Origin of the sequence: Halioglobus maricola (genome assembly GCF_009388985.1) — a bacterium.
Lineage (GTDB): Bacteria > Pseudomonadota > Gammaproteobacteria > Pseudomonadales > Halieaceae > Halioglobus > Halioglobus maricola.
Genome location: NZ_CP036422.1, coordinates 3,829,900 through 3,856,273, shown reverse-complemented (window position 1 = coordinate 3,856,273; position 26,374 = coordinate 3,829,900). Strand labels below are relative to the sequence as shown.

The 26,374-nt window shown below is 56.9% G+C and carries 24 protein-coding genes; 8 read left to right on the top strand and 16 right to left on the bottom strand.

The window, feature by feature from the left end; genetic code table 11:
* Positions 1–26 precede the first annotated feature (26 nt).
* The 4 genes from EY643_RS17520 to EY643_RS17505 are packed head-to-tail and all read right to left on the bottom strand — an operon-like array spanning position 27 to position 4,345.
* On the bottom strand, positions 27–1,118 hold the full coding sequence (locus EY643_RS17520) for a Rieske 2Fe-2S domain-containing protein (protein ID WP_153240455.1): 1,092 nt from the start codon (positions 1,116–1,118) through the stop codon (positions 27–29).
* A gap of 55 nt (positions 1,119–1,173) precedes the next feature.
* Entirely contained in the window at positions 1,174–1,992 is an 819-nt protein-coding gene (locus EY643_RS17515) for a ThuA domain-containing protein (protein WP_170287458.1), read from the bottom strand.
* Complete coding sequence (locus EY643_RS17510) at positions 1,982–3,346, bottom strand: Gfo/Idh/MocA family oxidoreductase (RefSeq protein WP_153240453.1); 1,365 nt, start codon at positions 3,344–3,346, stop codon at positions 1,982–1,984. The genes EY643_RS17515 and EY643_RS17510 overlap by 11 nt, the downstream gene beginning before the upstream one ends.
* A 15-nt stretch (positions 3,347–3,361) precedes the next feature.
* Entirely contained in the window at positions 3,362–4,345 is a 984-nt protein-coding gene (locus EY643_RS17505; protein ID WP_153240452.1) for a formylglycine-generating enzyme family protein, read from the bottom strand.
* A gap of 115 nt (positions 4,346–4,460) precedes the next feature.
* Here EY643_RS17505 and EY643_RS17500 point away from each other — a divergent pair, with 115 nt between their 5' ends.
* Complete coding sequence (locus tag EY643_RS17500; RefSeq protein ID WP_153240451.1) at positions 4,461–5,294, top strand: ThuA domain-containing protein; 834 nt, start codon at positions 4,461–4,463, stop codon at positions 5,292–5,294.
* Position 5,295: 1 nt separating this feature from the next.
* Here the strand turns inward: EY643_RS17500 and EY643_RS17495 are convergent, their stop codons facing one another.
* Together EY643_RS17495 and EY643_RS17490 are read right to left on the bottom strand one after the other, a co-directional pair.
* A complete protein-coding gene (locus tag EY643_RS17495; RefSeq protein WP_170287457.1) occupies positions 5,296–6,612 on the bottom strand; it encodes an NTP/NDP exchange transporter in 1,317 nt (438 codons plus the stop codon).
* The gene (locus tag EY643_RS17490; RefSeq protein WP_153240450.1) at positions 6,612–7,532 is read right to left on the bottom strand and encodes an aldo/keto reductase; all 921 of its coding nucleotides are present in this window, start codon (positions 7,530–7,532) and stop codon (positions 6,612–6,614) included. The genes EY643_RS17495 and EY643_RS17490 overlap by 1 nt, the downstream gene beginning before the upstream one ends.
* A 139-nt stretch (positions 7,533–7,671) precedes the next feature.
* Between EY643_RS17490 and EY643_RS17485 the strand changes: the two genes are divergently transcribed.
* Entirely contained in the window at positions 7,672–8,904 is a 1,233-nt protein-coding gene (locus EY643_RS17485) for an OmpP1/FadL family transporter (RefSeq protein ID WP_170287456.1), read from the top strand.
* A 6-nt stretch (positions 8,905–8,910) separates the two neighbouring features.
* Here the strand turns inward: EY643_RS17485 and EY643_RS17480 are convergent, their stop codons facing one another.
* From EY643_RS17480 to EY643_RS17470, 3 genes are read right to left on the bottom strand one after another with little or no spacing between them, the layout of a single operon-like run.
* On the bottom strand, positions 8,911–10,338 hold the full coding sequence (locus EY643_RS17480; protein ID WP_153240448.1) for a patatin-like phospholipase family protein: 1,428 nt from the start codon (positions 10,336–10,338) through the stop codon (positions 8,911–8,913).
* Positions 10,339–10,357: 19 nt separating this feature from the next.
* Positions 10,358–11,116, bottom strand: coding sequence for a hypothetical protein (locus EY643_RS17475; RefSeq protein WP_153240447.1), 759 nt, complete (start codon positions 11,114–11,116; stop codon positions 10,358–10,360).
* A 13-nt stretch (positions 11,117–11,129) separates the two neighbouring features.
* On the bottom strand, positions 11,130–11,993 hold the full coding sequence (locus tag EY643_RS17470; protein WP_153240446.1) for a TonB-dependent receptor: 864 nt from the start codon (positions 11,991–11,993) through the stop codon (positions 11,130–11,132).
* A 109-nt stretch (positions 11,994–12,102) separates the two neighbouring features.
* Here EY643_RS17470 and EY643_RS17465 point away from each other — a divergent pair, with 109 nt between their 5' ends.
* The 6 genes from EY643_RS17465 (at position 12,103) to EY643_RS17440 (ending at position 18,322) form a co-directional block, all read left to right on the top strand.
* On the top strand, positions 12,103–12,762 hold the full coding sequence (locus EY643_RS17465; protein ID WP_153240445.1) for a DUF3313 family protein: 660 nt from the start codon (positions 12,103–12,105) through the stop codon (positions 12,760–12,762).
* Positions 12,763–12,771: 9 nt separating this feature from the next.
* Positions 12,772–13,053: a DUF3302 domain-containing protein gene (locus tag EY643_RS17460; protein WP_153240444.1), complete on the top strand. Its 282-nt coding sequence runs from the start codon at positions 12,772–12,774 to the stop codon at positions 13,051–13,053.
* Positions 13,050–14,042, top strand: a complete 993-nt coding sequence (locus EY643_RS17455; RefSeq protein WP_153240443.1) for an HlyD family secretion protein — start codon at positions 13,050–13,052, stop codon at positions 14,040–14,042. Before EY643_RS17460 ends, EY643_RS17455 begins: the two co-directional genes overlap by 4 nt.
* 29 nt (positions 14,043–14,071) lie before the next feature.
* Positions 14,072–15,388, top strand: a complete 1,317-nt coding sequence (locus EY643_RS17450; RefSeq protein WP_153240442.1) for a porin — start codon at positions 14,072–14,074, stop codon at positions 15,386–15,388.
* 143 nt (positions 15,389–15,531) lie between these two features.
* Positions 15,532–17,190 carry a sulfatase-like hydrolase/transferase gene (locus EY643_RS17445; RefSeq protein WP_153240441.1) on the top strand — a complete coding sequence of 553 codons (1,659 nt, stop codon included), beginning with the start codon at positions 15,532–15,534 and terminating at the stop codon, positions 17,188–17,190.
* A 70-nt stretch (positions 17,191–17,260) separates the two neighbouring features.
* The gene (locus tag EY643_RS17440; protein WP_170287455.1) at positions 17,261–18,322 is read left to right on the top strand and encodes an ABC transporter substrate-binding protein; all 1,062 of its coding nucleotides are present in this window, start codon (positions 17,261–17,263) and stop codon (positions 18,320–18,322) included.
* A 51-nt stretch (positions 18,323–18,373) separates the two neighbouring features.
* Here the strand turns inward: EY643_RS17440 and EY643_RS17435 are convergent, their stop codons facing one another.
* From EY643_RS17435 to pbpG, 7 genes are all read right to left on the bottom strand, one after another.
* Positions 18,374–20,023: an alkaline phosphatase family protein gene (locus EY643_RS17435; RefSeq protein ID WP_153240439.1), complete on the bottom strand. Its 1,650-nt coding sequence runs from the start codon at positions 20,021–20,023 to the stop codon at positions 18,374–18,376.
* 66 nt (positions 20,024–20,089) lie between these two features.
* Positions 20,090–21,793 (bottom strand): sulfatase-like hydrolase/transferase, encoded by a 1,704-nt coding sequence (locus EY643_RS17430; protein WP_153240438.1) that lies wholly within the window; start codon positions 21,791–21,793, stop codon positions 20,090–20,092.
* Between the two features lie 26 nt (positions 21,794–21,819).
* Positions 21,820–22,605 (bottom strand): hypothetical protein, encoded by a 786-nt coding sequence (locus EY643_RS17425; protein ID WP_153240437.1) that lies wholly within the window; start codon positions 22,603–22,605, stop codon positions 21,820–21,822.
* Positions 22,606–22,702: 97 nt separating this feature from the next.
* A complete protein-coding gene (locus EY643_RS17420; protein ID WP_170287454.1) occupies positions 22,703–23,911 on the bottom strand; it encodes a TAXI family TRAP transporter solute-binding subunit in 1,209 nt (402 codons plus the stop codon).
* Positions 23,912–23,950: 39 nt separating this feature from the next.
* Complete coding sequence (locus EY643_RS17415; RefSeq protein ID WP_153240435.1) at positions 23,951–24,727, bottom strand: hypothetical protein; 777 nt, start codon at positions 24,725–24,727, stop codon at positions 23,951–23,953.
* Between the two features lie 48 nt (positions 24,728–24,775).
* A complete protein-coding gene (locus tag EY643_RS17410; protein WP_170287453.1) occupies positions 24,776–25,480 on the bottom strand; it encodes an outer membrane beta-barrel protein in 705 nt (234 codons plus the stop codon).
* On the bottom strand, positions 25,480–26,319 hold the full coding sequence (gene pbpG, locus EY643_RS17405) for a D-alanyl-D-alanine endopeptidase (RefSeq protein WP_153240433.1): 840 nt from the start codon (positions 26,317–26,319) through the stop codon (positions 25,480–25,482). The genes EY643_RS17410 and pbpG overlap by 1 nt, the downstream gene beginning before the upstream one ends.
* Positions 26,320–26,374: the final 55 nt, after the last annotated feature.

The window sequence follows — 26,374 nt, the reverse complement described above, 5'->3', positions numbered from 1 at the left end:
AGGATCGCGTTGATGTGCGCGCTTGCCTAGATAGCAAGCCCCTCATCGATGGCATGGCCCGCTTCTTCTGCGCTGCGCATCCCCAGTGTGCCGACTTTGCCGTTCAGCTCTTCGCGGATGGGGGCAACACAATCCTGTTCCGCATGGAACTGTGAGTACCACTTGCGCCCGTGTTTGAACGGCCCATCAGATTTCAGCTGCATGATCTTCAGCGCCGGCCGCTTGCTGGCCCACACGTTGAAGTCGGCGGCGAACGCTTCCAGTGCGCCGGCCTGGTAGCCTTTCTGAATTTCGATATCCGCTTCTGTGGCCTCGGCGTTGGCGCTTTTGTAAATCACGCCATGCCAGCATTTCACCCGCCCGTCATCGATGGGTGTGTTGAAGATCAGTTCGTAGATCTCATTGTTGTCCCACACCTGCTTGGAGCGGAGAATGCCTGGGCCGGTATACCACGTGGTGGTGTACAACCAGGCGCCGCCGTATAGCTGCATCGGGCCGCCTTGACGCTGAATGTAGATGTGGTCGCGGAATTCGTTCTCGAAGTATTGGCTGGGGGCTCCGTGGGTGGGCCCCAGATGCGCCATGTCCGCCATGTTGTCGAGAATTTCCTGGGGGTGGATGTCGAGTTCGCCCAGATGATCGAGCGGCCCCATTACCCATTGGGGGTCGTCCGTCTCGGCCAGTGAGGGAGCGTCGTACTCGGGTTCGCCGCCGTCGGGGTCGAACCAGGCCAGTACTGCGCCCAGGCTGTCTACGACAGGATAGGAGCGGATTGATGCTGATTTCGGACAGGGGCCGTCGTGGTAGGGGATATCGTCGACATCGCCCTTATCGTTGTAGCGCCAGCCGTGATAGGGACAGCGGATGGAGTCACCTTCAATCTGCTCGCCGTTCTTCACAATCATGGCGCTGGTGGCGCCGGTCAAGTGAGTACCCATGTGGGCGCAGTAAGCGTCGAGCATCACGGGTTTGCCGCTCTCACCACGGTAGAGCGCGAGGTCTCTACCCCAGAAGCGGACCGCCATCGGTCCTTGATCAAGTTCGGAGCTTTCGGCGACGACAAACCAACCGCGAGGGAATGGGTTCGGGCCGAGGCCATATTCAGCTGCAGTAGCCATAGTCCTGCACCTCTGTGTTAAATATACGAGATTGAATTATAGCTGCGAGGGCCGTTTATTGCGGTTCAAGCAGGTAGTCCACAGCCGATTTGAGCAGCTCGCGGAACACCGGGTCATCCCATTCATCGTCGTTATGGCCGAGGGTGAGGCCGATGATCTGGCCCTCGCCGCGCGGCGCTAACCACATCACGACTTCCTCGTTGTTGCGCTGGATTCCACGCAATAGCGGTACCACGTCCGGAGTGAGGTAGTGGTTGTTGTAGAGTTCGGTTTTCCTGGTTGCATAACCATCGGGGATGTTCAGTGCCACGGGAGATTCTGCAATAGCCACCAGGGTAATGGGCTTTTTCGGGCCGTGTTTGGTGCTGGCGATGCCGGTGAAATCTCCCCAGGCGGGCATGGTTTCGTTGGGATGGTCTTGCTGCCATTGTTTGAGCAGGCTCTTGCTGGCGCGGGCCTTATCCAGTGGATTGCCGGGGATGGGCTTGCCTTTCTTGAACGTGTCCCACCAGCTGTGCATGGCGCAGTGCACCAGCACGGCAGGGACGCCCCCGGAGACAGTCTGGTCGATGAGATTGCTCATCGCGGCCATATCGCGGCTGTCGGCAAGGCAGAAGTTGTAGACGATAGCATCCTGGCCGGCGGCAAAATTTTCGCTGCGCAGAAAATCGAACAGGGCGTCCTTGTCGCCGGTGGCGACCGTCAATTCCCAGCTTGCGTCAGCTGCGACTTCGCGAAAATCTGCCAGCTGCGCAGAGTAATCGTGCCAGCGCCCGGGTTCGTGGGTGACGTACAGGACCTTGCCGGCATGAGCGAGCGAGCTGGCAGCGAGCAGGAGAGAGGCGGCGGCTAGCCGCGCGCGCTTAAAGTACACGGGTCTTTCCGGGTGTGGGAATAGCATAGCTTCCTTCGGCGTCGGGCATGACAGGTGCCTTTCCGTTCCAGTCCAGGTCTTTCGAGTCAGGTACCAGGCGTTGGCCTGACGCCAGCGCTTTGTCCCAGCTGACACGTTTGCCAGAGTAAGTTGCCATGCGACCCATAATAGCCGTCATTGTGGCCTCAACACCGTGTGGGGTGTCGTCGATATGACCACCTGATCGGATGCTGGCGAACAGTTTGTCGTGCTCGATCTGGTAGGGAGAGGGGTCGAACATGCCGCTGTGCTTATAGAGCCGCTCCCCGGCCCGGGTCGTTAGAGTGGCGTCGTTGCTGCCGCTGGTGTACAGGCTGCCTGTGGTGGTTTGAAAACGCTCTTCTACCATGTTGGCGCACCCGGGTTGGTGGCGACACTGGCTGCTGATGACTGCGCCATTGGCGTAGGTGAACTCGACGAAGTGATGGTCGAAAATTTCGCCATGGTCCGGGCCGGCGCGCACCTGGCGGCCACCCATGCCTTGTGCGCCGACCGGAGCGGCGCCAATAAACCAGTTAGCAACATCGATGTTATGAATATGTTGCTCCAGAATATGGTCACCGCAGAGCCAGTTAAAGTAATACCAGTTGCGCATCTGGTATTCCAGTTCGGTCTGGCCTGGCTGGCGCTCCCGTACCCACACACCATCTGAATTCCAATAGACCTGGCCGGATACAATTTCGCCGATGGCGCCTTCCTGATAGCGCTTGTACGCCTCGAGGTAGCTGGGCTGGTAGTGTCGCTGCAGGCCCACGACCACGTTCAGCTTCTTCTCGCGCGCTTGCTCGGCGGCTTTCATGACTCTGCGTACGCCGTAGGCATCGGTGGCCAGTGGCTTTTCCATGAATACGTGTTTATTGCCTGCCACCGCGTACTCAAAGTGCTCGGGGCGGAACCCCGGTGGCGTGGCAAGGATCACCACGTCGGCCATGTCGATGGCTTTTTCGAATGCATCGAAGCCGGCGAAAGTGGTCTCTGGTGTTACCTTGATCCGTTCATTGCCAAAGATGCGCGTGAGTGTTTTTACACACTTGGCGGCCTGGTCGTCGAAAGCATCGGCAACCGCGACCAGCTCAATTCCCTTGTCCGCTTTCATCGCCTGGGTTGCGGCACCAGTGCCGCGACCACCGCAACCGATAACAGCCAGTTTCAGAGTTTCGGAGCCTCCGGCAAAAACGGCGCTGCTCGCTGCCGGGTTGGTGCTGCCCGTCGCGCATCCGGCAAGGCCGCCAGTGATGAGGGCACCCCCTGCCAGCACGCTGGACTTCTCGATAAATTGCCTGCGGCTCAAGTCCTTTTTGTTGTCGTCACTCATTGGGCGTCTCCGGGTTTATATTCCATAGTCTTCGATGGCCTCCAGCCAGTAGCGCTGGATCTCGGCAGCGGGTGGTTGCACTCTTGGGCTTACGAGACGGAAGCCGACAAAAGGCGCATTGGTGAGCCACCAGCGGCTCTTCGGTATTTGCGGATCGCGCTCTTTCCAGTTGGCGGCGGAAGGCAGCCGGGCAGCGCAGCGAGCATGTTCCAGGGGCTGAGCCCAGGAACCGCCGCGGGCTACCCTCGGGTAGAGCTCGGTGGGGCGATTGTAGGGATTGCCCCCCGGGCTGGTGGCATAAAAAGCAGGATCGAACTGATCCATGGTCCACTCTGCGACATTGCCGTGCATGTCATGGATGCCCCATGGGTTGGCGTCGCGGCTGCCCGTCCTGGCGTATTTTTCTTCGCTGTTGTCTGTGGTGACAGCGTATTTATCTGCCGCGTCGCTGCCGAAGGACATCGCCGTGCTGGTGCCCGCACGGCAGGCGTATTCCCATTCGGCTTCTGTGGGCAGACGATAGAACCGCCCGGTTTTGGCGCTGAGCCAGCGGGCGTATTGCAGGGCTGCGTAGTGCGTGACATTGACTGCCGGAAACCCTTCCTTGCCCATGCCAAAGCTCATCTCTACATAGGGGGAGGTGGCGCCGGTAACGCCGTCGATTGCCAGCCCCGCGAGTGTGGCTGGATCAACGAGGCTGTTGAAGCTGTCTTCATCGCGATAAACGAACAACTCGTATTGCTGCCAGTTGATTTCGTATTTGCCGATAAAGAAGTCGCCCACCGTTACCCGGTGTTGGGGGCCTTCCCAATCCTGCCTGCCGGTTTCGCTTTCCGGGCTGCCCATGACAAAGCTACCGCCGGTCACGGCAACCATGCTGATGTCTTGCTCACTGTCGGGAATAGGCTGGACGAAGGCTGTGAACTCTTCGGCGCCCGCTGGTGTGTTTGCAAGTCCCACTAGAGCGAGAGCGAGAATGAGGGCGCGATTGGTGGGCACTTGATGCTCCAGAGTTATTTTTCTGCCAGTAAAACCGTTTCAGTCTGTTAGTGCTAGCTTAAATCTGGCTGAAAATCCGCATACACTGTCCGGCATAATAATCTGGAGTTGGCCCATGCCTGTTACTCGAGTTCTACCTCTACTTGCTCTTTCAGTACTTGCCGGCTGCGGCAGCCATGAGGTCACGGTCACCGGCCACGCTGCAGAGGAAGCGGCCACTGGAAAGGTTGTCTTCCTCGCGGGGCCCGATAGCCACGGTCCCGGTGCACATGAGCACAAAGCGGGGTCGGAGCTGTTGTCAGCGGCATTGCGTGAGCGCCGACCAGACCTGGCTACCGTCAATGTATATGGGGGCTGGCCGGAAGATCCCGCTGTGCTGGCCGGAGCGGACGCGGTGGTGATGTACTGTGATGGCGGTAAGAATCACCTGATCAACGATCAGCTACCTGCCTTCAGGGAAATGCTGGCGCGCGGCGTGGGCGTTGTGGCTTTGCACTACTGTGTAGAGGTGCCTAAAGGCAGCGCGTCCGCCACTGCCCTGCAGGACGCGATTGGCGGCTACTTTGAGACTGACTGGTCCGTGAATCCCCATTGGACTGCGGCATTCGATGCTCTGCCAGAGCATCCGATTACACGAGATATCAGATCCTTCACCCTGTTGGATGAGTGGTATTTCAATATGCGTTTCCGCGACACCGGGGTGACTGAAATTCTTGCGGCTGTTGCGCCGGAGTCGACCATGAAACGCTCTAACGGCCCCCACAGCGGCAATGATGCAGTGCGCGAGCTGGTCGCAGAAGGCGTGCCCCAGGTGACTGCCTGGGCATATGAACGCCCCGACGGGGGCCGTGGCGTTGGTTATACCGGCGGCCACTTCCACAAAAACTGGCAGAACGACAATGCGCGTGAGCTGGTGTTGAACGCGATTGAGTGGGCGGCTGAAAACTAGGCTATGTTGGAGGCGATTTCGGCGGTGTTGCGTCGCGCTCTCTGCGTTCGAAGCTGCGACCCAACGCGATACCGGTGCCCGCCCAGAGCAGGGCGATACCTGCGCCAACGCCCGCTGCGGCGCCAAGCCCCAGTCCCAGGCCCTGGGTTAACAGGGTAAATCCCCAGGCGTTGAGCATATCGCCGCCGCGATAGACCACGATGTCGATGACTGGTTTGGCCTTGAACCGGGTTTCCCGGTCTACCGCGGTAAACAGCATTTCTCTTGCTGGTCGTGAAATCGCATAGTTGCCGACCCGCCGAATGACCTGAATTACGATCACAGCTGCCACCGACGGTGCGGCCATCAGCAATAACATGCCAACACAGATCAGCATGGGAACCGAGGCGAGTGTGAATGGCAGGCCAAGTCGGGTGGCCATGCGGCCGGTGGCGAACATGGCAATCAGCAGGGTCAGGGTGTTGACCACCAGATCGACCTGGGCCCAGATCTGCGCGCGTTCGGCACGGCTGTAATCGACCATCAGGTTCTTCAGCTCAAAGTAAACGAAAGAGCTGATGGACGTGTAAAGCAGGATGAAGAGCCCGATACCGAGTAGATAGGGGTTTTTGATGAATTCAGCGAATCCGGCAAACGGGTTCCCGCCGACATATTCGAAATCTTCTGCGCCCGCGTGTACTTGTTTATTGTGCAGGTCTGATTGCTTGAGCCGTTGCACCCAGATCACAAGGGGCAATGCGGCCAGGATGATAACGGTTGAAATGAGCAGCATGGCGTCGGTGCTGCCGGAGCCAGCGAGCAGGGTGGCAAAAGCCGGGCCACCGATGGCACCTACGCTGGCGCCTGCGCCGATAAACGCGAACAGGCGCTTCGACTGGGCCTGGCTGAAGGTGTCTGCCATAAAACTCCAGAATATGGAGATATGGAATAGCGCAAACAGGCTGACCCACACGTAGAAGCTCTTGTCGACCAGGGTGCGGTCTTCGGCTAATTGGGTGCCCACGTAAAACATGGCAAAGGAGAGTCCGAAGAAGCCGTACACGCCGGGTACAAGCCTTTGCACCGACAATCGCGCCACGGCGGCGCCGTAGAGTGATACTGCGGCCGCGCTGAAGAAGAACGTGAAGGTCCACAGCCAACTGACTTCAGCATCGGTCCAGTCGCTCGCCATCGCGTCGCGTACAGGGCGCAGCACGTAATACGACGCCATCAGTACCAGCACAAGGGAGAAAGAGGCCAGTGTGGCCCGAACCTCCTCCGGTTCGATGTCGCAGGCTCGTGCCAGCAGTCGCTGCAGTGGGGAAGTTTTGTTTGTCATCACCCGGGCAGGGCCCGGTATACGCGCAACATCTCCTCGCGCTGTTTGGCGTCGGGTACTGGGCCGATGTTTGCGCCCATATTGTCAGCCATGTGGTGCGGCTTAGAGGTGGCAGGAATCAGGTTTGTTACGGCCGGGTGGCCGATGATGAACTTGAGGTAAAACTGCCCCCAGCTTGAGCAGTCCAGATCTTTTGCAACTTCAGGTAAGGCTTGATCCTTGGATCGTTTGAACAGAGAACCGCGCTGGAAGGGGCGATTGATCATTGTGGCTATACCGCGGTCGAGTGCCAGCGGGAGAAGTGATTCTTCCGCTGCGAGGTTGTCGATGTTGTAAGTGATCTGGATGAAGTCCAGCGGCTCCTTGCCCATGATCTCCAGCAGAGCATCGTGGTTGCGGCCGTGTGAAGTGGTAATACCGATATAGCGCACCTTGCCCTGCTCTTTCCAGGCTTTCAGGGTTGCCAGTTGCGTCTCCCAGTCGACGAGGTTGTGCACAGCGATCAGGTCGAATTGCTTCGTCGCCATGCGCTGCGCAGATTCTTCCATTTGGGCGATCCCCTCGTCACGTCCTTCAGTCCAGACTTTGGTCGCGGCAAACACCGGTGGCCGCTCGTCCATGCCGCGCAGTACGTCGCCTACGCGGGACTCCGCCTCTCCATACATGGGAGATGAGTCGATTACCCGGCCACCGCCCTTAAAAAACTCCGCCATGACTTCCGCGAGGCGGGCAATGGTGGCGTCGTCGGCGCCGGCATCGAAAGTGCGGGAGGTTCCCATGCCTATCACTGGGATTTTTTCACCACTGCTGGGAATCGCGCGCAGCGTGGTAGATTTACCCTCGGCAAGAGCGAAGGGCGGCAGTGCGGCCAGTGCTGCGAGCGAGGCGCCGTATTTGACAGCTTGTCGGCGAGTGATCATTGGCGTTCCTCCGTATTTGCTAGCTGCAGTTTTTCAGCGTGCTCAGTTCGGGTCAAGCAACGTTACCCGAAAAGTGGCTAGCCGTCCGTTCTCTTGTGGTTCATGATGACCGTCTCAGTATAGGATAGGTGGCAGCGGAGTGAGGGAAACATCACACATTCTAATTGCGGCAGCAGCTCTACTGCTCGCGGTCAGCCCGTCAATCGACGCGAGGCCCTACGCAGGTGTCTCGGGCCTGGCCGCTTCCGCCGACAGTGCCGCCACCGCAGGTACTAACCCCGCCGGCGCCGCCCGCCTGGACGCCACCACCGCCCGGGCGGAACTGATTGTTGTACAAAGTGAGTCCACCTGGGAGGGCCGTGTCGGCGCGCAGGAGGCGGATATTAGCTCTGAGAATTCCACTACTGTTGTCGTCCCTGCCGTCTACGCGGTGCACCCGATCAATGACGATCTCACGTTCTCGTTTACCTTCCTCGGCTTTGGCTACTCGGACGACTTCGGTGAATGGCCCGGGCAGTATTTTATCGAATCTTATGATTCGCTTTCGGTCAGTGCCTATCCCAGCCTGGCCTACCGCGTGAGCGACCGGCTCTCGATAGCGGGGTCTCTGGCTCTCACCTATGCAAGTTTCAGTCAGGAGCGGGCCATCGCCAATGTTTTCGATCCCGGTTTCGCGGACGGGACCTCAGAACTGGAGACCGACGGTATAGACGTGGGTTTTGGCCTGTCTGCGCTCTACGAGTTGAGCGGGCAAACCCGGCTCGGCCTTGTCTACAATTCCGAGCTGGATCCCACTCAGGACGGTGAGGCGAAGTTTCGAGGGCTGGGGCCAAATACGGAACAGGTGTTAGATCGGGCGGGTTTTATCGGTGCCGATGTGGAAGTGAAGAGCACCACTCCGCAAAGTTTGCTGGCGGGCATCTATCACGAGTGGGACAACGATCACGCTGTGGTCGTTGATCTGGCCTGGGCAGATACCAGTAACTTCGAACTGTCCGAGTACTATTTTGACGGCGAGCAGTTGTCGGCCCATGAGGCCAACTGGCAGGACGTATGGGCTCTGTCCGGCAGCTATAGCTGGCCGGTGAGTGATCGCTGGATGCTCAGCGCTGGCGGAATGTATGTGAGCTCCATGACCGAAGATGACGATCGTATCTTCATGTTACGCATGGATGAGATCTGGGGCCTGGCAGTGGCCGGCGAGTGGCAGTGGACTGAGGATCGTACGGTTGAAATCAATTTCAGTTACCTGACGATCGGCGACGCCCCTATCGAGTCTCCAGCACTGCCGCTGGTGGGCGCGGTCACGGGTGAGTACAGTCAGCGCGACATTTTTATGCTTCGGCTTGCCCTGAACTGGTCCAGATTCTGAGGCCCGTCACTCTTCGGCAAGGTCCGCGCAGCCCTCATACTGGAACGCTTTGCAGATTTCGGTTTCTGACATAGCTTCTTTTGCCAGCCGTCCGTTATTCCGTTCCATATACGCCTGGAATGAAGGCTCGTGTCGCAGCAACATGCGGCCTGCAGCAATCAACTGATCAACCTCATTATTATTGAGCTCCAGAGTGGTCGGCATATTGTTCAAATAGGAGTTGGCATCCGACAACTGGATATGGTCGAAGGAAACCTCTGAGAAGAATATCTTCAGCGGAAGATTTTCCTGATCGGCAATGTGCTGGAAATGTTCTACGTTGGTGCGCATACGCTCGATGGTTTCGTTGTCGTAGCGCTTCATCTGCGAGTCGATATACGCGCTCATTGTGGTCCCCGGTTTCGGTTTCTTGGGGGATTGTTCGATAAAACTGTCTCTATGCACGGCGGCATTCACGAGGATCAGGAGGATATTCTTGATGCCTCTTTCTCGCAGGACATGGAAACGGTCATCTCCCAGGCCTTCAAGTCGGTCGATCATGGTGCGCAATCCCAGATTGTCCGAGATGCCGCCATCTACCAGGTGGATGTAGCGGCGTGACTCAGTGTCGCGATATGACAGCATGTTCTCCACTAACTGTTCCTGGGTCTCGGAAAATTCGCGCTTCTCGGTAAGTATCTGGTAAGCCTGCGTCTGACTGATGTCGCACTGATCCGAGTGGTTTTCCAACACGATGGTAGGGAAGGCCACGGGCACTGCTGAGGAGGCAGTTACGGCGCGGGCCACTTTCATACTGGAAAGGTCCGAGCAAATGATATCGAACAAGTCCTGGTTGAAGGTGAAACGCATGCCCGACGTCAGGTCGGTGGCGTTTATGTCGATGAAAGGCGGGCCCTGAGCCTCCAGGTCTGCAAATGTGGCGCCATTGAATATTGACCTGTCGTAGTAGTCGATAGCCATCTCGGTGCGGTCAAAGCCGCTGAACGCGCTGTTGAACCAGTATCCCGGGCTGAACAGTTTGCGCACCAGGGTGCTCTGCACGTCCTGGCGCAGAAAGGCAGATTCGTAATTGGTGAACAGGTCTTCTCGGTAGAGGCCGTAGTAGGCGGCGGTGAAGCTGCCTCCGGACACGGAGGATATGACATCCACTTCATCCAGTAGCCGCACCTCTGCGTTGTCGCTTTGAACGTAGCTGTCACGGAGCTCTTGCATGACACCGTATGACAGAGCGGCGGCCCGGGTGCCGCCCCCTGAAAAGGACAGCAGGATGAGGGTATCGCCTATGCGCTTACCGTTGTCATTGTTGATCCGGCGATAACCACTGGTTTCGTCAACTGCGGTGATCGCCTGATTGGCTGGTGTGACGGTACTCGCGCAACCCGCCGCCAGCCAGGGCAGGGTCAGGAGGACGGCTAGTTTGCCGCTTGCGCGCATGACAACCAGCCTATAGGGCTCAGAGGCCGACAGTGAGTGGTGTTCGCAGGTTCGTCTCCACCAGGGTGCCCGCAGGGATGTTGATGCTCGAACCGCTGGTCAGGATCGACGCGCCAAGGCCAACTTTGGCCCCTTTCTTGGCGCTGGAGCTGCCCCCGTACAATCCACCGAGGGCCGCAGCCCGGGCGGTGCGACCGGCCGTTCTGCCCGCCTCATTGCCCGTCTGGGCCTTCAAACCCTGAGTGGCTATCTCGTGCATTTCGTCGTTGATCATGATGTCGGTGAATTCGACGGCCATTTCCGATTTGCCTACTGCGCGGCCACCGCTATTGGCCTGGGTAACCCGGCCGTAGACCATGGTGCCTCTGGCCGCGAGGGTGATTCCGTCTACTACCAGTGCGCTTTCCAGCTGGCCGCGGAAGCGGTGTCCGGCACTGTGTCGGCGAGAGTCGATAGCTTCAGACATGCGAATGACGAGGCGGGTGCCGCTGGCGGCTGTTACCGTTTTTGGCTGTGGTGGTGGAGTGGGTGCCGCTTGCGGTTGTTGCTTCTCGCTTTCCTCACGGGTAGCAACGCCCTCGCTGTTATAGATGGCAACCACCTGATCCTCGGGGAACGCTTCAATACCGGCGCCAGTGTCGAACATCATAATGCCGTTACTCATGCCGACCAGATTACCCTCCAGCAGTGTGCCATCGGCGAGCTCGATCGTGTCTGCATAGGCCTGAATCGTAGTCAGACTGCAACACAGTCCCAGGGTCATCAAAATTTTATTCATGGTCACTACCTCTTTAGAAGCCATAGGTTAGATAAATACTAGGTCCATACTGGTCGATGTCGAATGCGCGTTTGCGATTGCCGTTGTCATTGGTGACGTCGATTTCAGATATCTGGTATGAGGCTCCAATGCCAAAGTTTTCGGTAAAACGATATTCTGTGAGTGCGGTGAGAAAGAGATAGTCTCCATCATAGTCCTCGTAGTTGGCACTTAACCAGCCCAGGGAACCCAATACCGCCCACTTCGGGGTGATCATATAACGAGCGAAGCCGCGGATGTTGGGGAGTGGCGCGAGCAATTCTGTCGTATTTCTGGCGACTCTACCCCTGATTGAATCATCCGTATTGCCGTCTTCAACAATGCCGACTTCCGCCTCTATATCGGTCTCTATTTCAAAGGCGTGGAGACCAAACCCCGCGCCAATGTCGAGTTTGTCGGTTTTTATGAAGGAGTAGTCTACCGCGATCAGGTAGGTATCGACCCCGAATTCGGTGTCGAGGCGCGCGCCTGCCTTGTAATCCACGCCATCCCAATTGAAATCACGGCCAGCGGTATTGGAGCCGTCTGCGGACATATTTGTGTAGAACGCCGACAGCGTCCAGTTTTCCTTGAATCGCCATTGGTATTGGAAAAAGAGCGTGGTGGCGCTGTCGTCAAGTCCTAAGGCTTTGTCAAAGTCGATTTCTACTTCGGGGGCGCCGCCTCGGGTGGCGGAGGCGGCGACATCGATGTCCTGCTCGTAGGCGCCGACACGGAAGATATGGGTGTCGCTGATGGGGTTGCCCACAGCTTGTTGGGATCCGGCGATGCACGCCAGCACTGTGGCCGGCAGACAAATACCGCTGGTCCAGTAATTCTTGTATGGTAGACGGAGCATGCCATCATCTCTATTAGGCTAGACTGATGAATACTACCTTTCTGCCCCAGCTGAATCCACGCAAGTTTTCGGTTGGTGGTCACCACATCGACTTTTGGGAGAGATCGATATGATTAGAAAAATTAGCGCCCTGTTCATACTGTCGCTTGTCGCCGCTGTGTCCTTGTCCGCCCAGGCGGAGAAACCGAAGACCAAGGACTTCTCCGGCTGGCTGGAAAGCTACGAGACTCTGGTGTATGTCGAGGAGCGAAATGCGTTCTTTTTCTCCAATGAGAATAAGCGCGGCCACTACGAAAAGGTGATGCTGCATGAAGTCACCCTTTATGGAAAGAATGCCCGTTCGGACAATGAGTTGGGGGTACAGTCATCTGACTACCTTCGCGAGGGGATTCTCGCGATTTTTGAGGACGAGGGCGTGCTGGCAACCGAGCCCGGGCCGAAGGTCGCGCGCTTGTCTCTGGCGATTACCGGTGTGGAAAAGTCGATTGAATCTCTCAAAGCGCACAATCTGGTTCCGGTAAGCGCGGTGTTTCGTGGCGCCAAGAGAGCCACCGGGAACCTGAATACCTATATCGATGTGATGTTCGAGGGGGAGGCAACAGACAGCGTCACAGGCGAGCGAATCCTGGCCATTGTGGCCAAGGGAATAGGCTCAACCGAGAAAAAGAGCGGTGATGAGCTGGAGTTTGATGATCTGGTGCCAACACTGGACCTCTGGCTGGTGCAATACCGCAAGACGGTATCTGACTTCCTCGCAAATAAGGATTAGGAGTCTGCCATGATCTTGGAGATATTCGCGTTGATCGTGCTCGGCGTACTGTGTGCCGCGGCCATCTGGCTAATCGTCCTGATAGGTAACATACCCGGGAACATAGCCCGCACGGCGGAACACCCGCAGGCGGAAGCCATTTCTATCCTGGCCTGGGTGGGGTTGCTCACCGGGGGTATTGGTTGGGGGCTGGCTCTGGTGTGGGCCAAGATCAAGCCCGCTGCGCCGAATGCCGAGCTTTTGCAGCGCGTAGCGGCACTGGAAGAAAAGTTAAAGGAGGCTGAGGCATGATCGCGTTTATCTCAATTTGTTATGCCTGTCTCTACCTGTTGATCTTCAACAAGCTGGGCCTGCTCAAGAAAACGGTCGGAAATATTTGCGCCTTTGCGGGTGTTGGCGTGGTTCTGATCGGCGCGATTGTCTTCATGTGGTACACCTTCTCGCCACTGAGCAGCGACGCCCGGATGTTTCGCTATATCATTCCTATCGTGCCAAATGTACGCGGTGAAGTGATCGATGTTCCTGTGCAAGCGAATACGCCCATCCAGCAAGGGGACGTTTTGTTCCAGATCGATCCAGAACCCTTCGAAATTACTGTGCGCCAGCTCGAAGCGCAGGTCGAACGTCACCAGGCTGAGCGGCAGCTTGCTCAGGTGAATGTGGAGCGTGCTGAACAGCTTCTGAAGGTTCAGTCGGCAGCCCAGATCGACCTCGATACCTGGGTAGCCAATCGCGATGTGGCAGACGCGGCTATCGCCGGCGCAGAAGCTCAGCTCGATAATGCGCGCTGGCAGTTGGGCGAAACCACGGTGATAGCGCCTAGCGATGGCTATGTCCTCAATTTGCAACTGAGGCCTGGCGGTGTAGTGACCTCGGTGCCGCTGGCATCGCCGATGGCTTTTGTGTCGACTGAGACCAATACGGTGTTGGCGAGTTTTAGCCAGGGCGCCATTCGCAAGATCGCTGTGGGTGACACGGCCGATGTTGTGTTCTCTAACGTGCCTGGAAGAACCTTTTCCGGGTCGGTTAGTCGTATTGTCGGCTTGAGCAGTGACTCCCAACTCAGCGCTTCCAGTCAGTTGCCCTCGTTTACGGGTGCCCCGGCGAATGGCCGATGGGCGGTGGGTATCGAGCTGGACGATCAGGAGTTTGCTCGCCAGTTGCCCCAGGGCGCGGGAGGGACAGTCGCCATCTACACGCAGGGTGGTAAACCGGTGCACGTGATCAGTAAGGTCGCGATGCGCATGAGCGCCTGGCTGGGTTATCTCACCTCACCCTGAGGAGGTAGCGGATCGAGCTGCACGCCCAGATGAGCGCAGTGGAATTATGGCAGCGGGCACGGCGAGCTGGCAGTTGCTGCAGCTTGCTTGCCTGTCTGTTCGCGTCGGCTGCCCTGGCCGAAGACGTAGCTGACGTGGAAGGTTTGGCCGGTGAGGAAGAAGAGGTCAAGGTTGCCGCACTGCTGGATGCCAATACCACCAAGGACATGCACGACGACACCACCTTGCTGCGTTCGGTATCTGTGCTGGATGACGAGGGTCTGGTGCTATTCGATGCTCTGCGGATTTGGCTCGGTGGCGCGGTTCAATATGATTACTATAATTTTGATGGCCTTTTCAGTACTCGCAGTGAGGGTGACAAGCGTGAAGGTGTGGGTTTTCGTCGCCTGGAAGGGGTGTTTCGCTCGCAACTCTACGACTGGGGTGAACTCAAGGTACAGTACGATTTCGACGAGGGCCTGTTTCGCGACGTCTATCTTCGCTGGGTCTCCGAACGCCCCAACACTCCCGTCACCATCACTATTGGCAACCAGAAAGAGCCGATGGGTCTGGATAATCTCTTGGGGAATAAATTCGATTTTGCCCAGGAACGGTCCGCGGCGAGCGATGCCTTTGGCGCCTGGCGAAGTATGGGCGTGCGGCTACATAAAGCATTTCAGCTGTCTGCCGAAGAGCGGGCGGTCGATATTTTCGACGATGACACCTCCTTTATGACCACCTCTTTAGGTGTATTCACTGAAGACCTGGAAAGTAGCAATGAAACAGACCTCGCCGTTACCGGGCGTGTCACTGGTGGCCAGTCTCGCGGCGATGGGGGCTTCCACCTTGGTCTGGCAGCTTCGTATCGCGAGGGAGATTACTACAGGGTGAGTTTTCGCCCAGAGGTGCGTGAAGCAGATCGATTGGTACTGGCGAGTCCCAGTGCAGATAGCCAGGGCATTGTTGCTCTGGAGGCTGCGTTTAACTATGGCCGAATGCACCTGCAGGGTGAGGCATACTACTCGCAACTTTTTGGCGACATCGAGGGTTACGGCATCGGCGGCTACGCCGAGCTGGGGATGTTTCTGACGCGGGACCACCGCGAGTATAATGCGCGTTGGGGCATACTGTCGCCGCACCGCCCTGCGGGTAAATACTCAGTGGAAGTGTTCGCCCGGGGAAGCATGGTTCGCGGTGACGACGATGTTGGCGGGTGGAATGACTACAAAGGTCTGACACTTGGCGGCAATTTCTACTATCGCAAAACCAAGGCCAGTGTGAATGTGGTTTACGGCGAGACACGGGAGCCGGTCGAAGAGCAAAGTGACGGTCTTGCGCTTGTGCTGCGGGTCCAGTACCTGTTTTAGGTGTTTTGTTCATCTATTCTTGCTGAAGCGGCGAACTTACCGATTTCCTGCTAAAGATCCCGACTGGCAGCGACTGAAATTTAGTGTCAAGCTTATGGCGTTCGAGCGCGACGATTACATTGAGAATACAGTGGAGCAATAAAATGAATAAGCAACGATCTGGCTGGCGCAGTAAAGCCCTGTGCAGTGTGATAGGCCTGACCATGATGTCCCCAGTACTGGCAGCCAAGCCCATTGTGCGCGACGGAGAGTACCGCTTCCTCGAGGCCCAGTATGGGGATGAGTGGGCGAAAGAAGACAAGGAGATCGACCAGAAGTTGGCCGATATGCGCGAAGCCAATGGCGGTGAGCGCCCCAACATCGTATTCGTATTGATCGATGACGTTAGCTTCGGCCAGATGGGCAAGCCGGCTCTGAACGATGTGATGGGCGTGCAGACCCCGCGAATCAATCAATTTGCCAGTGAGGGAATGTCCCTCAATCGCATGTATACCGAACCCTCCTGTACGCCGACCCGGGCAGCGACCCTGACTGGTCGCCATCCTGTGCGCACCGGCATCAAGGAAGTGAAAGTAGCACTGGTGGGCGAAGGCCTGGGGGATAACGAAGTCACCATTGCCGAGGTTTTGTCCAAGGCTGGCTACAGCACTGCACATATTGGTAAGTGGCACCAGGGTGACATCGAAGAGGCATACCCCCACAACCAGGGGTTTGATTTTGCCGCTTTCCCGCTGCACCAACAGGTGCAGCTGGCGCTGATGTCGCCGGAGTCGGCGCGCGCGAATAACCTGTTGGGTTGGTATGAAGGTACCCAGAGTAACGCGCTGGCGCTGGACAAGAAGTTCAAACCCAATGGCCTGGTGACTGGCGTTGAGGCCCGCAAGGGCGGCAAGGCGCGAGAGGTAGACCTTAAGCCGGGAGAGACCTGGACCCAGGCACACTACGAGCGAATGAATGAGCGCTACCAGCGCCAGACCATCGAGCAGCTGCGTGAAATGGCCGGCAAGGACGACCCCTTCTTCCTGCAGTACTGGCCTTTGTACCCGCTGAACTTCGTGCACCCGGAGCAGGCCCGTTCCCTGAACGGCGGCTTTATGGCGGACAAGCTCGAGGTGATCGATGATTGGTTCGGTGCCATTCTCGACGAGATGGACAAGCTGGGCGTTGCTGACAACACCCTGGTGGTGTTTATGGCAGACAATGGCCTGATGTATCACTATGAGGGCACTTCCGGACAAAGCCAGCTGGTCTACCGTGGCGGTAAGACCGACTTCACCGAAGGCGGCATCCGTGTTGATGCCTACGCGCGCTGGCCCGGTGCGATCGAGGCGGGCAGCCGTGCTGCTGATATCGTGCATGCTTCCGATTTGTTCACTACCTTTGCCCGCGTGGCGCAGGCGGAAAAATACATTCCCCGCGATCGTGTTATCGATGGTATCGACCAGACCCCGGTCTTGTTAAAGGGCCACGGCAATGGTCGTCGCGATTATGTCTATGTGTATCAGAACGAATTGCTGCGTGCCGTGGTCAAGCAGGAGTGGAAAATGCATATTGCTGCGCCCGGTATGCCCGCGGCGGCAGCGGGTGTTTATAACCTCTACCGTGATCCTCGCGAACAGCACCCATTGATTGGTCACTCACTCTGGTCTGGCGCGAGCTTCCAGGACATGACCAAGCGACACATGATGACCATCAAGGCTTATCCGCACAACGAGCTTGGCAAGGATAAGCCCTACACCGGTATCGAAAACCTGCGTCCCGAGAGTGTTGAAACTGTCGAAACGTTTATGTCCTGGCACTAGCGTTATGGCTTCCAGCACAAGAAGGGATTTAATCAAATCCGCCGGCGCTATAGCCGGCGGTGTATCTTTGATGGGCGCTTCTGCTGCCGCGAGCTCGGGTGAGGCCACCCGCCTGCCCGGGATAAAGGTAGCCGGCTATGACTACGATCGAGTCAAGGGCATTATGGATGGCCGCGCCGGTATCGAGGGCGCCGATGTCAGCTTCCACTACCAGGATATCTACTCGGTCAATGAACTCGCCTTTGGTGATGATAAACCCTACGAGGTCAGCGAACTGGGCCTTATTCCCTACGTAAACAAGTTTATCAACGACGGCTACCGTGGCTACACACTCATTCCGATTTTTATCTCTCGCGTGTTTCGCCATCGCAACGTGTTCGTACGAGCGGATTCGGGGATCGAAAAGCCGGAGGACCTCAAAGGCCGAAAAGTGGGGACGCCCGGCTATGGCATGAGCGCCAATACCTGGATACGTGGCTTTCTCAAAGATGAGTACGGCGTAGAAGCGGACGATATGCAGTGGATTGAAACCACAAAATCTTCCGATGCTGGTGAGCTCAGTGGCAGCGGCTGGAGCGCATTTGAGCCCGGTGGTGAGTCGCCGTACTTTTTGCCTGATGGGTTTCCCCTGACGCCGGGGCCAAAAGGGGTGGACGAGGGCGAGCTTTTGCTCAGTGGACAGTGCGATGCATTGATTACCGCGATTACACCGAAAGCATTTATTGAAGGAGATCCGGGTATCAAGCGTCTGTTCCCGGATGTAAAAGCCACTGAACAGGCTTACTTCAAGAAAACGGGTCTTTTTCCTATCATGCACGTGGTGGGAGTGCGAACAAGTGCCATTGAGGAGAACCCGGATCTGCCCATGGCGGTGTATGCGATGTACAGCAAGGCCAAGCAGATAGCGTACGACGATCTGGAGACCACCACATCACTCAAAGTTTCGCTGCCCTGGGTTACTCAGGAGTATGAGGATACGCGGAGGCTGATGGGAGCAGACTACTGGCGATACGGCATTGAAGCCAATCGCAAGGAGTTGGAACTGGTGATGCGTTACACCTATGAACAGGGGCTAGTGAAGCGTAGGGAGGATTTCCTTAAGTTATTCCATCCGTCCACTCACACAACCTAGTTGCCGGAACTGCAATACGCAGTTCCAGAAGCGGCACTTTACTGTCACAAGCTATCTTGCAATCGCTTCAGTAAGCACCTGCCCCTCTGCGGCTGCCGGTGGCAGTATTCCGAGCAGAGCCGATGTTGTCGGTGCCACATCAATCGGGTGTACGAGGCGCGCGTGGCTACCGCGGCGCACACCAGGGCCGACGAAAATCAGCGGTACATGAGTGTCATAAGCCCAGGGGGAGCCGTGCATAACGCCGATGGCTCCGCGGTCGAACATGAACCAGTGTGGCTCCGGATACACATAGATATCGCCTGAACGCGTGGGGTGGTGGTTGTGGGCGACGGCCATTTCTCCCAGTGCTGCTGCCCTTGCCGAAGGTATCGCGCCGCCAATCCCGTCCTTGCGTTCCAGTGCCGCTGCAAGAATGTCGATAGCTTCCTCGCGACGAATTTTCAGCTTGGCCAGTTCTTTGTCGTCCAGGTAAAAATAGGGGCGGAAGTAATCTTTGATGACTTTCTCGTTACCCAGCAATGCTTTGGCCTGTTCTTTCGCGTATTCGACGATCTCATCGCTGTAGAGCCGCTGCGCTGGGTAGCCCTGCTCGCTGGCTTGTTCGGGCATTTCCGCCATGCCGTGGTCGGCGGAGAAGACGATCAGTGTGTGCTCAAGCCCCACCTTATCATCGATGTACTTGAACAGTTCTGCCAGAGTCTGGTCCAGGCGCAGCACCGTGTCTTCGTTCTCGAGGCTTGAGGGGCCGAAGAAGTGATTGACGGCGTCTACGCCGGAGAAACTGATAGAGAGGTAATCTGTTGCCCTATCGACACCCAGGCCTTCGGCCTCGATCAGGGTTTTGCCAAAGTCTGCCAGCAGGGTGTCGCCGGCGGGGCTTACCAGTACCCGGGTATTGAACAGTGGGTGGTTCGCAGGCCCGTAGTTGTGTGGAAAGATCTTGCCGAAGCCTTTGAGATCAACTTCGTAGGGCCTGTTGTCCCTGTCGGCCAGAACGTATTTTTCTGCAGCCAGTGTAAGTTGCCAATCGCTATCTGCGAGCGCTGCAGTGTGGCCCGCGGCGTTCCATTCGCGGACCCAGTCAGGGTAAGCATCACTGTAGTAGCTGCTGGTCTGGAAGTCGCCGGTGTCGGTTGAGAACCAGTAGGCAGTGCCCACCTTGCCTGCCATGGCCACCGCGCTGCGGTCCTTGCCTGAAATGCCGAAAGCTTTACCGCTGGCGGGGCTGCTAATCTTGAGTGTGTCGGCCAGGCCTGGCACCAGAATGCCTTTCGGGGAGCGGCCTTTGGAGCCGGCTTTTAGCTGTGCGGGGTCCACCTGGGCGCCTGCCGCGACGTCATCACGGGTCGGTAGCAGGGGGGCATCCGGATCTTCGATGTTGTAACCCAGCTCGCCTGAATCCGCGTGATACCAGACATTGCCCACCATGCCATGCACAGCGGGTGTTGTTCCAGTAGCCAGTGTGGTGTGGCCCACGATGGTCTCGGTATTTGCATGCAGGTAGTGGGCGTTGGTAAAGACTGCGCCCTCTTCAAGCAGGTACCTGAAACCGCCGCGGCCAAAGTTTTTGCTGTAGCGATCCAGCAGGTCGGCACGCATTCCGTCGACAGTTATCTGGAGCACCAGCCTGGGTTTGTCTGCGAGAGCGTGGACGGATATCAGTGACATTGCTACTACAAGACCGATCTGTCGAATCATGGGGTTTCATCCTGCGGATAAAAAAAAGCCGCAGACGTTGCTGCGGCATTAGGGACTGTCACCAGCTTACATTTTTGGCGTTTGCATCATGAACAGGAATTCCTGCACAGCGGCTTTGGTTTCCGGCCGTTGATTGCTGATGCCATCATAGGGCATGCCGGTAGCAGGCCCTTCGCTGGGGTACTTCTGTTTGCGCATCATGTGACGCTGCAGCATGCGCACAAACTTGGCGCCGCCCCAGGCTCCGATCTCGGTAGAGACGGGCTTCTCTTCGCGAGTATCCCGGAACAAGTCGTAGAAGTCAGCCAGAATGGCGTTGTCCATTTTGCCACCGGGGATGGCCAGCTTGTATTGTTCCTTTACGACGGCTTCCAGAGCGTTGATGTTGTAGAGGAACACGTAGTCGCGACGACCATAGGTGTCGCCATTGAGCCATAGGGAAGTCTGGTCCAGGCCGTCGATGATGCGATCTCGCGGGATGTCATCATAGGCACCGCCGATTCGAGCGAGGGTGGTGTACAAATCCGCTACGTGGACGATGTCACCGACCACAGAGTCGGCCTCAATGATCCCGGGCCAGCGAACGAAGGCGTCAACGCGCACGCCGCCTTCGGTTGTGGCGCCCTTACCGCCGCGGAATACCATTGGGGAATAGCCGGACTGTGGTGAGTATTTGGTGAAATGACCGTTGTCTCCCATGATGATTACAATGGTGTTGTCGGCAATACCGAGCGTTTCCATCTCCTCCATCATGTCGCCGATCCACTTGTCTACCAGCTTCATTTTCTCGACGTAGTTACCGCCATTGGGGGTGGTGTATTCGTCATAGGCGGTGCGCGGGCCTGTCAGTGGGTACAGCGGCCAGTAGTTCAGGAAGAAGGGTTCATCCTCTTTGGCGAGTTTACGCAAGTGATCCATCGCCTGTTCCTGGTAGCGATAGTTCATCTCCTCATATTTTTTCTCTGTCCAGCGTTCGCCAGGTTTGATTCCCACTTCTTTTACCGGCTTGTTGCGTGTGCCTTCAACGCCTAGAGCCATGGCAGACGCGTCGGTGCGCAACCAGCGGTCCATGGTGTAGCGATCGTCGTAGTTGTTGTCACCGATACCGACTGAAATTTCTTCGTTGGCCGCATCGTCATGGTATATCGTGAGCTGGCCCTGTTGATGAATCGGGAACGCCGCGTAGTCGAAGCCCTGGAAATTGGGCCAGGCCTCTTTGATGTCGCCCATGTGCCACTTGCCGATATGGGTGGTGTTGTAGCCGTTCTCGGAAAGAATTTCCGCAAGCGTCACTTCCTTGCCTGCCAGACCGAATCCAGAGATATCAACAGCTGTGTTGCCCATGCCATTGCGATGGGGCTGGCGCCCGGTCATCATCGCCACCCGGGTGGGGGTGCAGGAGGGCTCTGTGTACATGCGCGCCATGCGCATGCCTTCTCTGGCCACCTTGTTGATGGAGGGCGTTTCGTAACCACGAATCATGTTCAGTGTCTTGCTGCCCAGGTCGCCGAAGCCGATGTCGTCGATCAGGATGTAGACAATATTCGGTGGCTTGCCACCGTTGCTTTTCTTGAATTTCTCCAGTGTGGCGTCGAGATCCTTGTCCTCGGCAGCCCACCTTTCGGCATTCTGCTTCTGCAGGACGTAAAACTCGGCGTCGTGGACAAGTGGTTTGGCGGCCAGTGCCTGAGCGCTGAGAAGGCCAGCGCCAAGTAAGGCGAGGCCCTTTTTCACGAGTTTTAATCTCGCTCGTTCGTTGCCGTGGTTCATGCGGGTACTCCTTACCATGCGCAAATTTAGAAGCTAAAGTTGACCCCTATTACGGGGCCCTGCTGGTCACCTTCAAAGCCATAGCCATCAAGGCCACGGCTGCTGTTGGCGTAGTCGAGGTCTACATAGCGATAACCGATGAACGCTGCGGTCAAGTCGGTGAAGCTATAGCCTACAGTAGCCAGCCCCTGAATGGCAGTGTTGTCACTGCCCTCGTAGCCGTAGTCACCTCTGACACGGAGCCTCCACTTTTCCCCCATCCTGGCGGTATAGCGCACGCCGGCAAAGGGGTGCATCCAGCTGTCACCTACTTTTACCTTTTCCGGGAGGATCTGTATGGGCGCGCTGTTGTCTATCTTGATGGTGACGTCCTGTTTGACGTAACGCAGACCACCATAGAGTTCCCATGTGCTGGTGCCGGAGTTAGCGAAACGCCAGGCCATGCCTCCTTCGTACATATAGTCTTTGAAGTCGATGTCGGCTTTGACTTCAACCGGCCCGACAGTGGCTGAGTTCGAGGGGTCGAGTTTGGCGTAGTTGGTTTCTATGAAGAACGTCCAATCGCCTTTATTTGCTTCCGCATGGAGCGAAAACGCAGCGTCAAGGTTTTCCAGAATTTCGTCTTTAAAGTCGAGTTCCAGCGGCAGCGTCTGGCTGCCCGCCGTAGTGTGCCCCTCGACGTTCTTGGCCCAAAGGTAGAGCGGGGCGACTTCGAATGACCATTCATCTTCTGCTGCGATGGCGGCAGTGCCCGTGGTGGCCAGGCCTGTTGCAAGGGCGCTGGTGATAAATGTGCGAGCTGTCAGATTCATGAGGGTAACTCCATTTTCGAATCGTTATTATCCAGTTGTCTATAATAGATCACTGTCACATTAGGGCAACTGATCTTGATCATCGTTGGGTAGGTAATCACTCTTTACCTGAATTGATTTCCTCCCGAGCAGTAGCCAGCAGATCGGTGAAAATCCGAAAACTCTCATTGGCAGACAGCTTCTCCTTGATCAGCCAGTCGAAAGCTTCTCTCTCTAGCTCATCCAGTGTCGTCAGGCGGTCCTTGGCAGGGCGGTCATCCTGGTCGCGAACTTCCATCACTCGCGTGTAAAACACATCCACCCGGTCCTTTTTCTTGCGATCCCGCCAACGGGCGAACCCCAGGAAAGCGGAAATCATCAGGAATGAGACGTACACCATCATATTGATAGTTTCGGCATAGCGCTCGATAAAGCTCGGGTCGTCGCGCTCCAGATAGGCACGGGCGCCTCGATGCAATGGAAAGTTCAGATCTAGTGGGTCGAAGCTTTCATTAATGCCCGAAAAAATGTGTGGCGCTATGGTAGTGAAGCGGGGCTTTTGCTCCAGAAAGGTTCGTGTGAGTTCGTAGATTGCCGCCTCGGAGACGCGCTTGTGGGTAACCAATAGCGTGTCTACAGCAACGGACAGCAGCGGTTGATCGTTGCCCGGTAGATCGTAGGTGAAGGCGGGGATTTCCTTCGACTTCAGCTTGGGGCTGCTGTAGCCGATGCCTTCCTTGTAGAACTCGCGCTGGGGATTGAGGTCGTTATCCAGAGAGAACAGGGCGAAATCGGGCCGCATCCATTGGGTGTTTGAGGGATCGATAGGGCCGAAGTACACAATGAAGTCAGTTTCGCCGGGCACGAATTCGGTGGTCAATATGTAGTCGCCGGGTTTTAGCTCCTGCCGCCGGGTGACCAGGTCAACGAAGGCGATGCCTGCCGCTGAGCCATTCGCGACGTAAAAACTGGCCCCTTCCAGTGGCCGCCGACTGTTGTTGGCTTCATAGACGTTGCTGGCGGCGATATGCAGGACGCTTTCGAAGATGGGAAGTACGGCGCGAATCCCCGGCACAAATGATGTGCTGTTCTCGACGAGAGCCAGTTCGGCAGTGCCTTCTGTGAGTGCTGTGAGTGGAGCCTGGTGGCTGGCCTCTACCGCTTCTTCCACACGCAGGTTTGATTGTTCTTCGAGAATACCTGCCACGGCTTCAACCGCGACCTGACGATACTCGATGAGCTGCATCCGCAGCGCAGACCCGGTGTATTCACACGCGACAAGCGATAATAGGGGTAGCAGAAAGAAAAGTCTGATGAGAGAGTGCATTTTCATGCACTCATTTTAGGCTAATGCTTCGCGTGGGAGCTACCAGTAAATAGTCAGGCCCGCGAGTGGGCCTGACTTGGTCGCTTCGAAGCCGTAGGCGTCATCGTTGTAGTCGTAGTCGAGAAAGCGCGCGCCGATAAATGCCGAGCCCCAGTCCTTGAATCGGTAGTCAAACATGAAGGACGCATTCCAGGCCGAATTATCTGTTCCGCCGTAGCCGTAGTCAGCACGTCCGATAAAGGTCCAGCGGTCATTGATGTCGTGAAATACCCGCATGCCGCCGAACGCGTGCCACCAGTCATCACCGCCTTTAAGTTTGGCCGCAGGAAGCTCTGGTGGGAGTGGGCCATCGATATTGATTTTGGTATTCATCTCCTGGTCGGAGTAGCGGCCGCCGCCAATCAACTCCCAGCGGGTGCCATCGCTATCCAGCATTGCCCACGCGCCGCCGAGTTCAAACATTGTTTCCTTGAAGCTGATATCTGCATTTACGTTCACTGGGCCAATGCTGGCGGCTACGTCCGGATCCAGATCAACGTACTGGTATTCTGAGAAAATTGTCCAGTCACCTTTGCGTGCTTCGAAATGGACAGTGAACACCGCCTCCATGTTTTCCAGGATGTCGTCTTTGAACTCCAGATCTAACGGTGCCGTATTACCGTTGATAGTGGCGTCGCCCTCCATGCTCAGCCCCCATAGGAAGAGTGGAGAAATCGCAAACTCCCAGTCGTCTGCATGTGCGGTGCCCGACGCGACCGTTAACAGTGAGCTGAGCGCAGCGGCTGTTAGCGCAGAATGTGTTTTGCCAATTTTCATGAATTCTCTCCCCGGATTATTTCTTTCGAATTATCTTTGTGAGCAGCGCTACAGTTTGGTACTGAAGGTCACCACAAACTGCGGGCCTTCGATATCCACTGGCCCGACTGTATCGGAGAAGTCCAGCTCTGCGGACATGTAGCGCACCCCGAGACCCAGATATTTTCCCTTGGCGTAGCGGTAGTCCAGGCCTGCACGGGCATAATAGCCCACGTCCCAATCAGACGCTTCTGAACCGGTAATGACGACCGTGCCCGTCGGGGCGACGACTTCCTCGTCTTCCAGTTCCAGCTTGCCGTACATCAGCATCGGGCCAGCGCCTGCGTAGGCCGACAGTTTTCGTGCGAGGCCGCCGCGCACGTATGCACCGAGGTGCATTTCGCCGAGGAACAGGCCGTTGTCGAGATCGAATCGAATCACCGCGCCGTTTTCGCCGCCAATAGTCCCTGAAACGCGGGTGTCGCTGCTTTTCCAGGACACACTGCCTCCCGGGTTGAAGCCCCAGCGCCAGGTGCTGCTGCCGCCCCAGGCGTATTCAGCCTCGAGGCCGCCGCCGAGAATAGAGGAGGGGAATTCGATTTCGGCGTTCTCGCCGTCGAGTTCATCCCAGCTGGCGCTCTGGTCGTCGAGTTGCAGATTGCCGAGGAAGCCCTGGTAAAGTGGCGCGTATTCGGTGTCCTCCTCAGCCTGTATTGCGGGGGCGGCAAGCCCGAGCAGGACAGTTGAGAGAGCGATTGCTTTGATAGGTTTCATTAACTGTTTGCCAGCATCCATTTACGCAGGCGATTGGAATCGCCGAAGGGTGTGAGTTTACCGAAGGAGTTGAGCAAAACGATGGAGACATCCTCGCCCTCGATATTGGCCTGCATGACGAGACAGCGACCAGCTTCGTTGATGTAGCCGGTCTTGGAGAGTTCGATGTCCCAGTTCTTGTTCTTTAGCAGGCGGTTGGTGTTGCCGTAGGTGAGGTTGCCGCGCCCGCGGTAGGGATAGACATCCATGCGGGTCGTGGTGCTGGCCTCGGTAATGAGTGGGTAGCCATCGGCCGCCTCAACCATTTTCGCCAGGTCGCTGGCAGTGGAGACGTTTTCTGACTTCAGGCCGGCAGGGTCGGCAAAGTGACTGTTGCTCATGCCCAGGGCGCGAGCCTTACGATTCATGTGCGCTAGAAAATTATCCATGCCACCCGGGTAAGTGCGCCCAAGTGCAGTAGCTGCCCGATTCTCGGATGACATGAGTGCCAGCAGGAGCATTTCGCGGCGGCTTAAGGTGGCGCCATATTCAAGGCGCGAGCCGGTGAGTCGGATCAGGTCGCGGTCATCCTTGGTGATCGTGATTTTTTCGTCCAGCGGTATACCGGAGTCGAGGATCACCATGGCGGTCATCATTTTGGTGATCGAGGCAATGGGGCGCACAGTATCGACGTCCTTGCCGTAGATGACGTTGCCCTCGTCATCGAGAACGATGGCGGAGGCCGACTTCAGGCCGGGGTTGCCGGGCAGGTCGGTAAATTTAGAGGTGCCGGCAAGGGCAGCTGTTGTAGCACAGGCCCAGATGGCCAGCCCCGTGCACAGGGTCTTGGCAATTCGCATGGTCTTCACGTCCCGGTTGTATCGGGTAATTGTATTTTTCGACCATTCTGCCTCA

Excerpts from the sequence above, each read along its gene's own strand:
- EY643_RS17520 (WP_153240455.1), bottom strand. The coding sequence starts at position 1,118 with ATGGCTACTGCAGCTGAATATGGCCTCGGCCCGAACCCATTCCCTCGC.
- EY643_RS17510 (WP_153240453.1), bottom strand. The coding sequence starts at position 3,346 with ATGAGTGACGACAACAAAAAGGACTTGAGCCGCAGGCAATTTATCGAG.
- EY643_RS17500 (WP_153240451.1), top strand. The coding sequence starts at position 4,461 with ATGCCTGTTACTCGAGTTCTACCTCTACTTGCTCTTTCAGTACTTGCC.
- EY643_RS17495 (WP_170287457.1), bottom strand. The coding sequence starts at position 6,612 with ATGACAAACAAAACTTCCCCACTGCAGCGACTGCTGGCACGAGCCTGC.
- EY643_RS17490 (WP_153240450.1), bottom strand. The coding sequence starts at position 7,532 with ATGATCACTCGCCGACAAGCTGTCAAATACGGCGCCTCGCTCGCAGCA.
- EY643_RS17480 (WP_153240448.1), bottom strand. The coding sequence starts at position 10,338 with ATGCGCGCAAGCGGCAAACTAGCCGTCCTCCTGACCCTGCCCTGGCTG.
- EY643_RS17475 (WP_153240447.1), bottom strand. The coding sequence starts at position 11,116 with ATGAATAAAATTTTGATGACCCTGGGACTGTGTTGCAGTCTGACTACG.
- EY643_RS17470 (WP_153240446.1), bottom strand. The coding sequence starts at position 11,993 with ATGCTCCGTCTACCATACAAGAATTACTGGACCAGCGGTATTTGTCTG.
- EY643_RS17465 (WP_153240445.1), top strand. The coding sequence starts at position 12,103 with ATGATTAGAAAAATTAGCGCCCTGTTCATACTGTCGCTTGTCGCCGCT.
- EY643_RS17460 (WP_153240444.1), top strand. The coding sequence starts at position 12,772 with ATGATCTTGGAGATATTCGCGTTGATCGTGCTCGGCGTACTGTGTGCC.
- EY643_RS17455 (WP_153240443.1), top strand. The coding sequence starts at position 13,050 with ATGATCGCGTTTATCTCAATTTGTTATGCCTGTCTCTACCTGTTGATC.
- EY643_RS17450 (WP_153240442.1), top strand. The coding sequence starts at position 14,072 with ATGAGCGCAGTGGAATTATGGCAGCGGGCACGGCGAGCTGGCAGTTGC.
- EY643_RS17445 (WP_153240441.1), top strand. The coding sequence starts at position 15,532 with ATGAATAAGCAACGATCTGGCTGGCGCAGTAAAGCCCTGTGCAGTGTG.
- EY643_RS17440 (WP_170287455.1), top strand. The coding sequence starts at position 17,261 with ATGGGCGCTTCTGCTGCCGCGAGCTCGGGTGAGGCCACCCGCCTGCCC.
- EY643_RS17435 (WP_153240439.1), bottom strand. The coding sequence starts at position 20,023 with ATGATTCGACAGATCGGTCTTGTAGTAGCAATGTCACTGATATCCGTC.
- EY643_RS17430 (WP_153240438.1), bottom strand. The coding sequence starts at position 21,793 with ATGAACCACGGCAACGAACGAGCGAGATTAAAACTCGTGAAAAAGGGC.
- EY643_RS17425 (WP_153240437.1), bottom strand. The coding sequence starts at position 22,605 with ATGAATCTGACAGCTCGCACATTTATCACCAGCGCCCTTGCAACAGGC.
- EY643_RS17420 (WP_170287454.1), bottom strand. The coding sequence starts at position 23,911 with ATGCACTCTCTCATCAGACTTTTCTTTCTGCTACCCCTATTATCGCTT.
- EY643_RS17415 (WP_153240435.1), bottom strand. The coding sequence starts at position 24,727 with ATGAAAATTGGCAAAACACATTCTGCGCTAACAGCCGCTGCGCTCAGC.
- EY643_RS17410 (WP_170287453.1), bottom strand. The coding sequence starts at position 25,480 with ATGAAACCTATCAAAGCAATCGCTCTCTCAACTGTCCTGCTCGGGCTT.
- pbpG (WP_153240433.1), bottom strand. The coding sequence starts at position 26,319 with ATGCGAATTGCCAAGACCCTGTGCACGGGGCTGGCCATCTGGGCCTGT.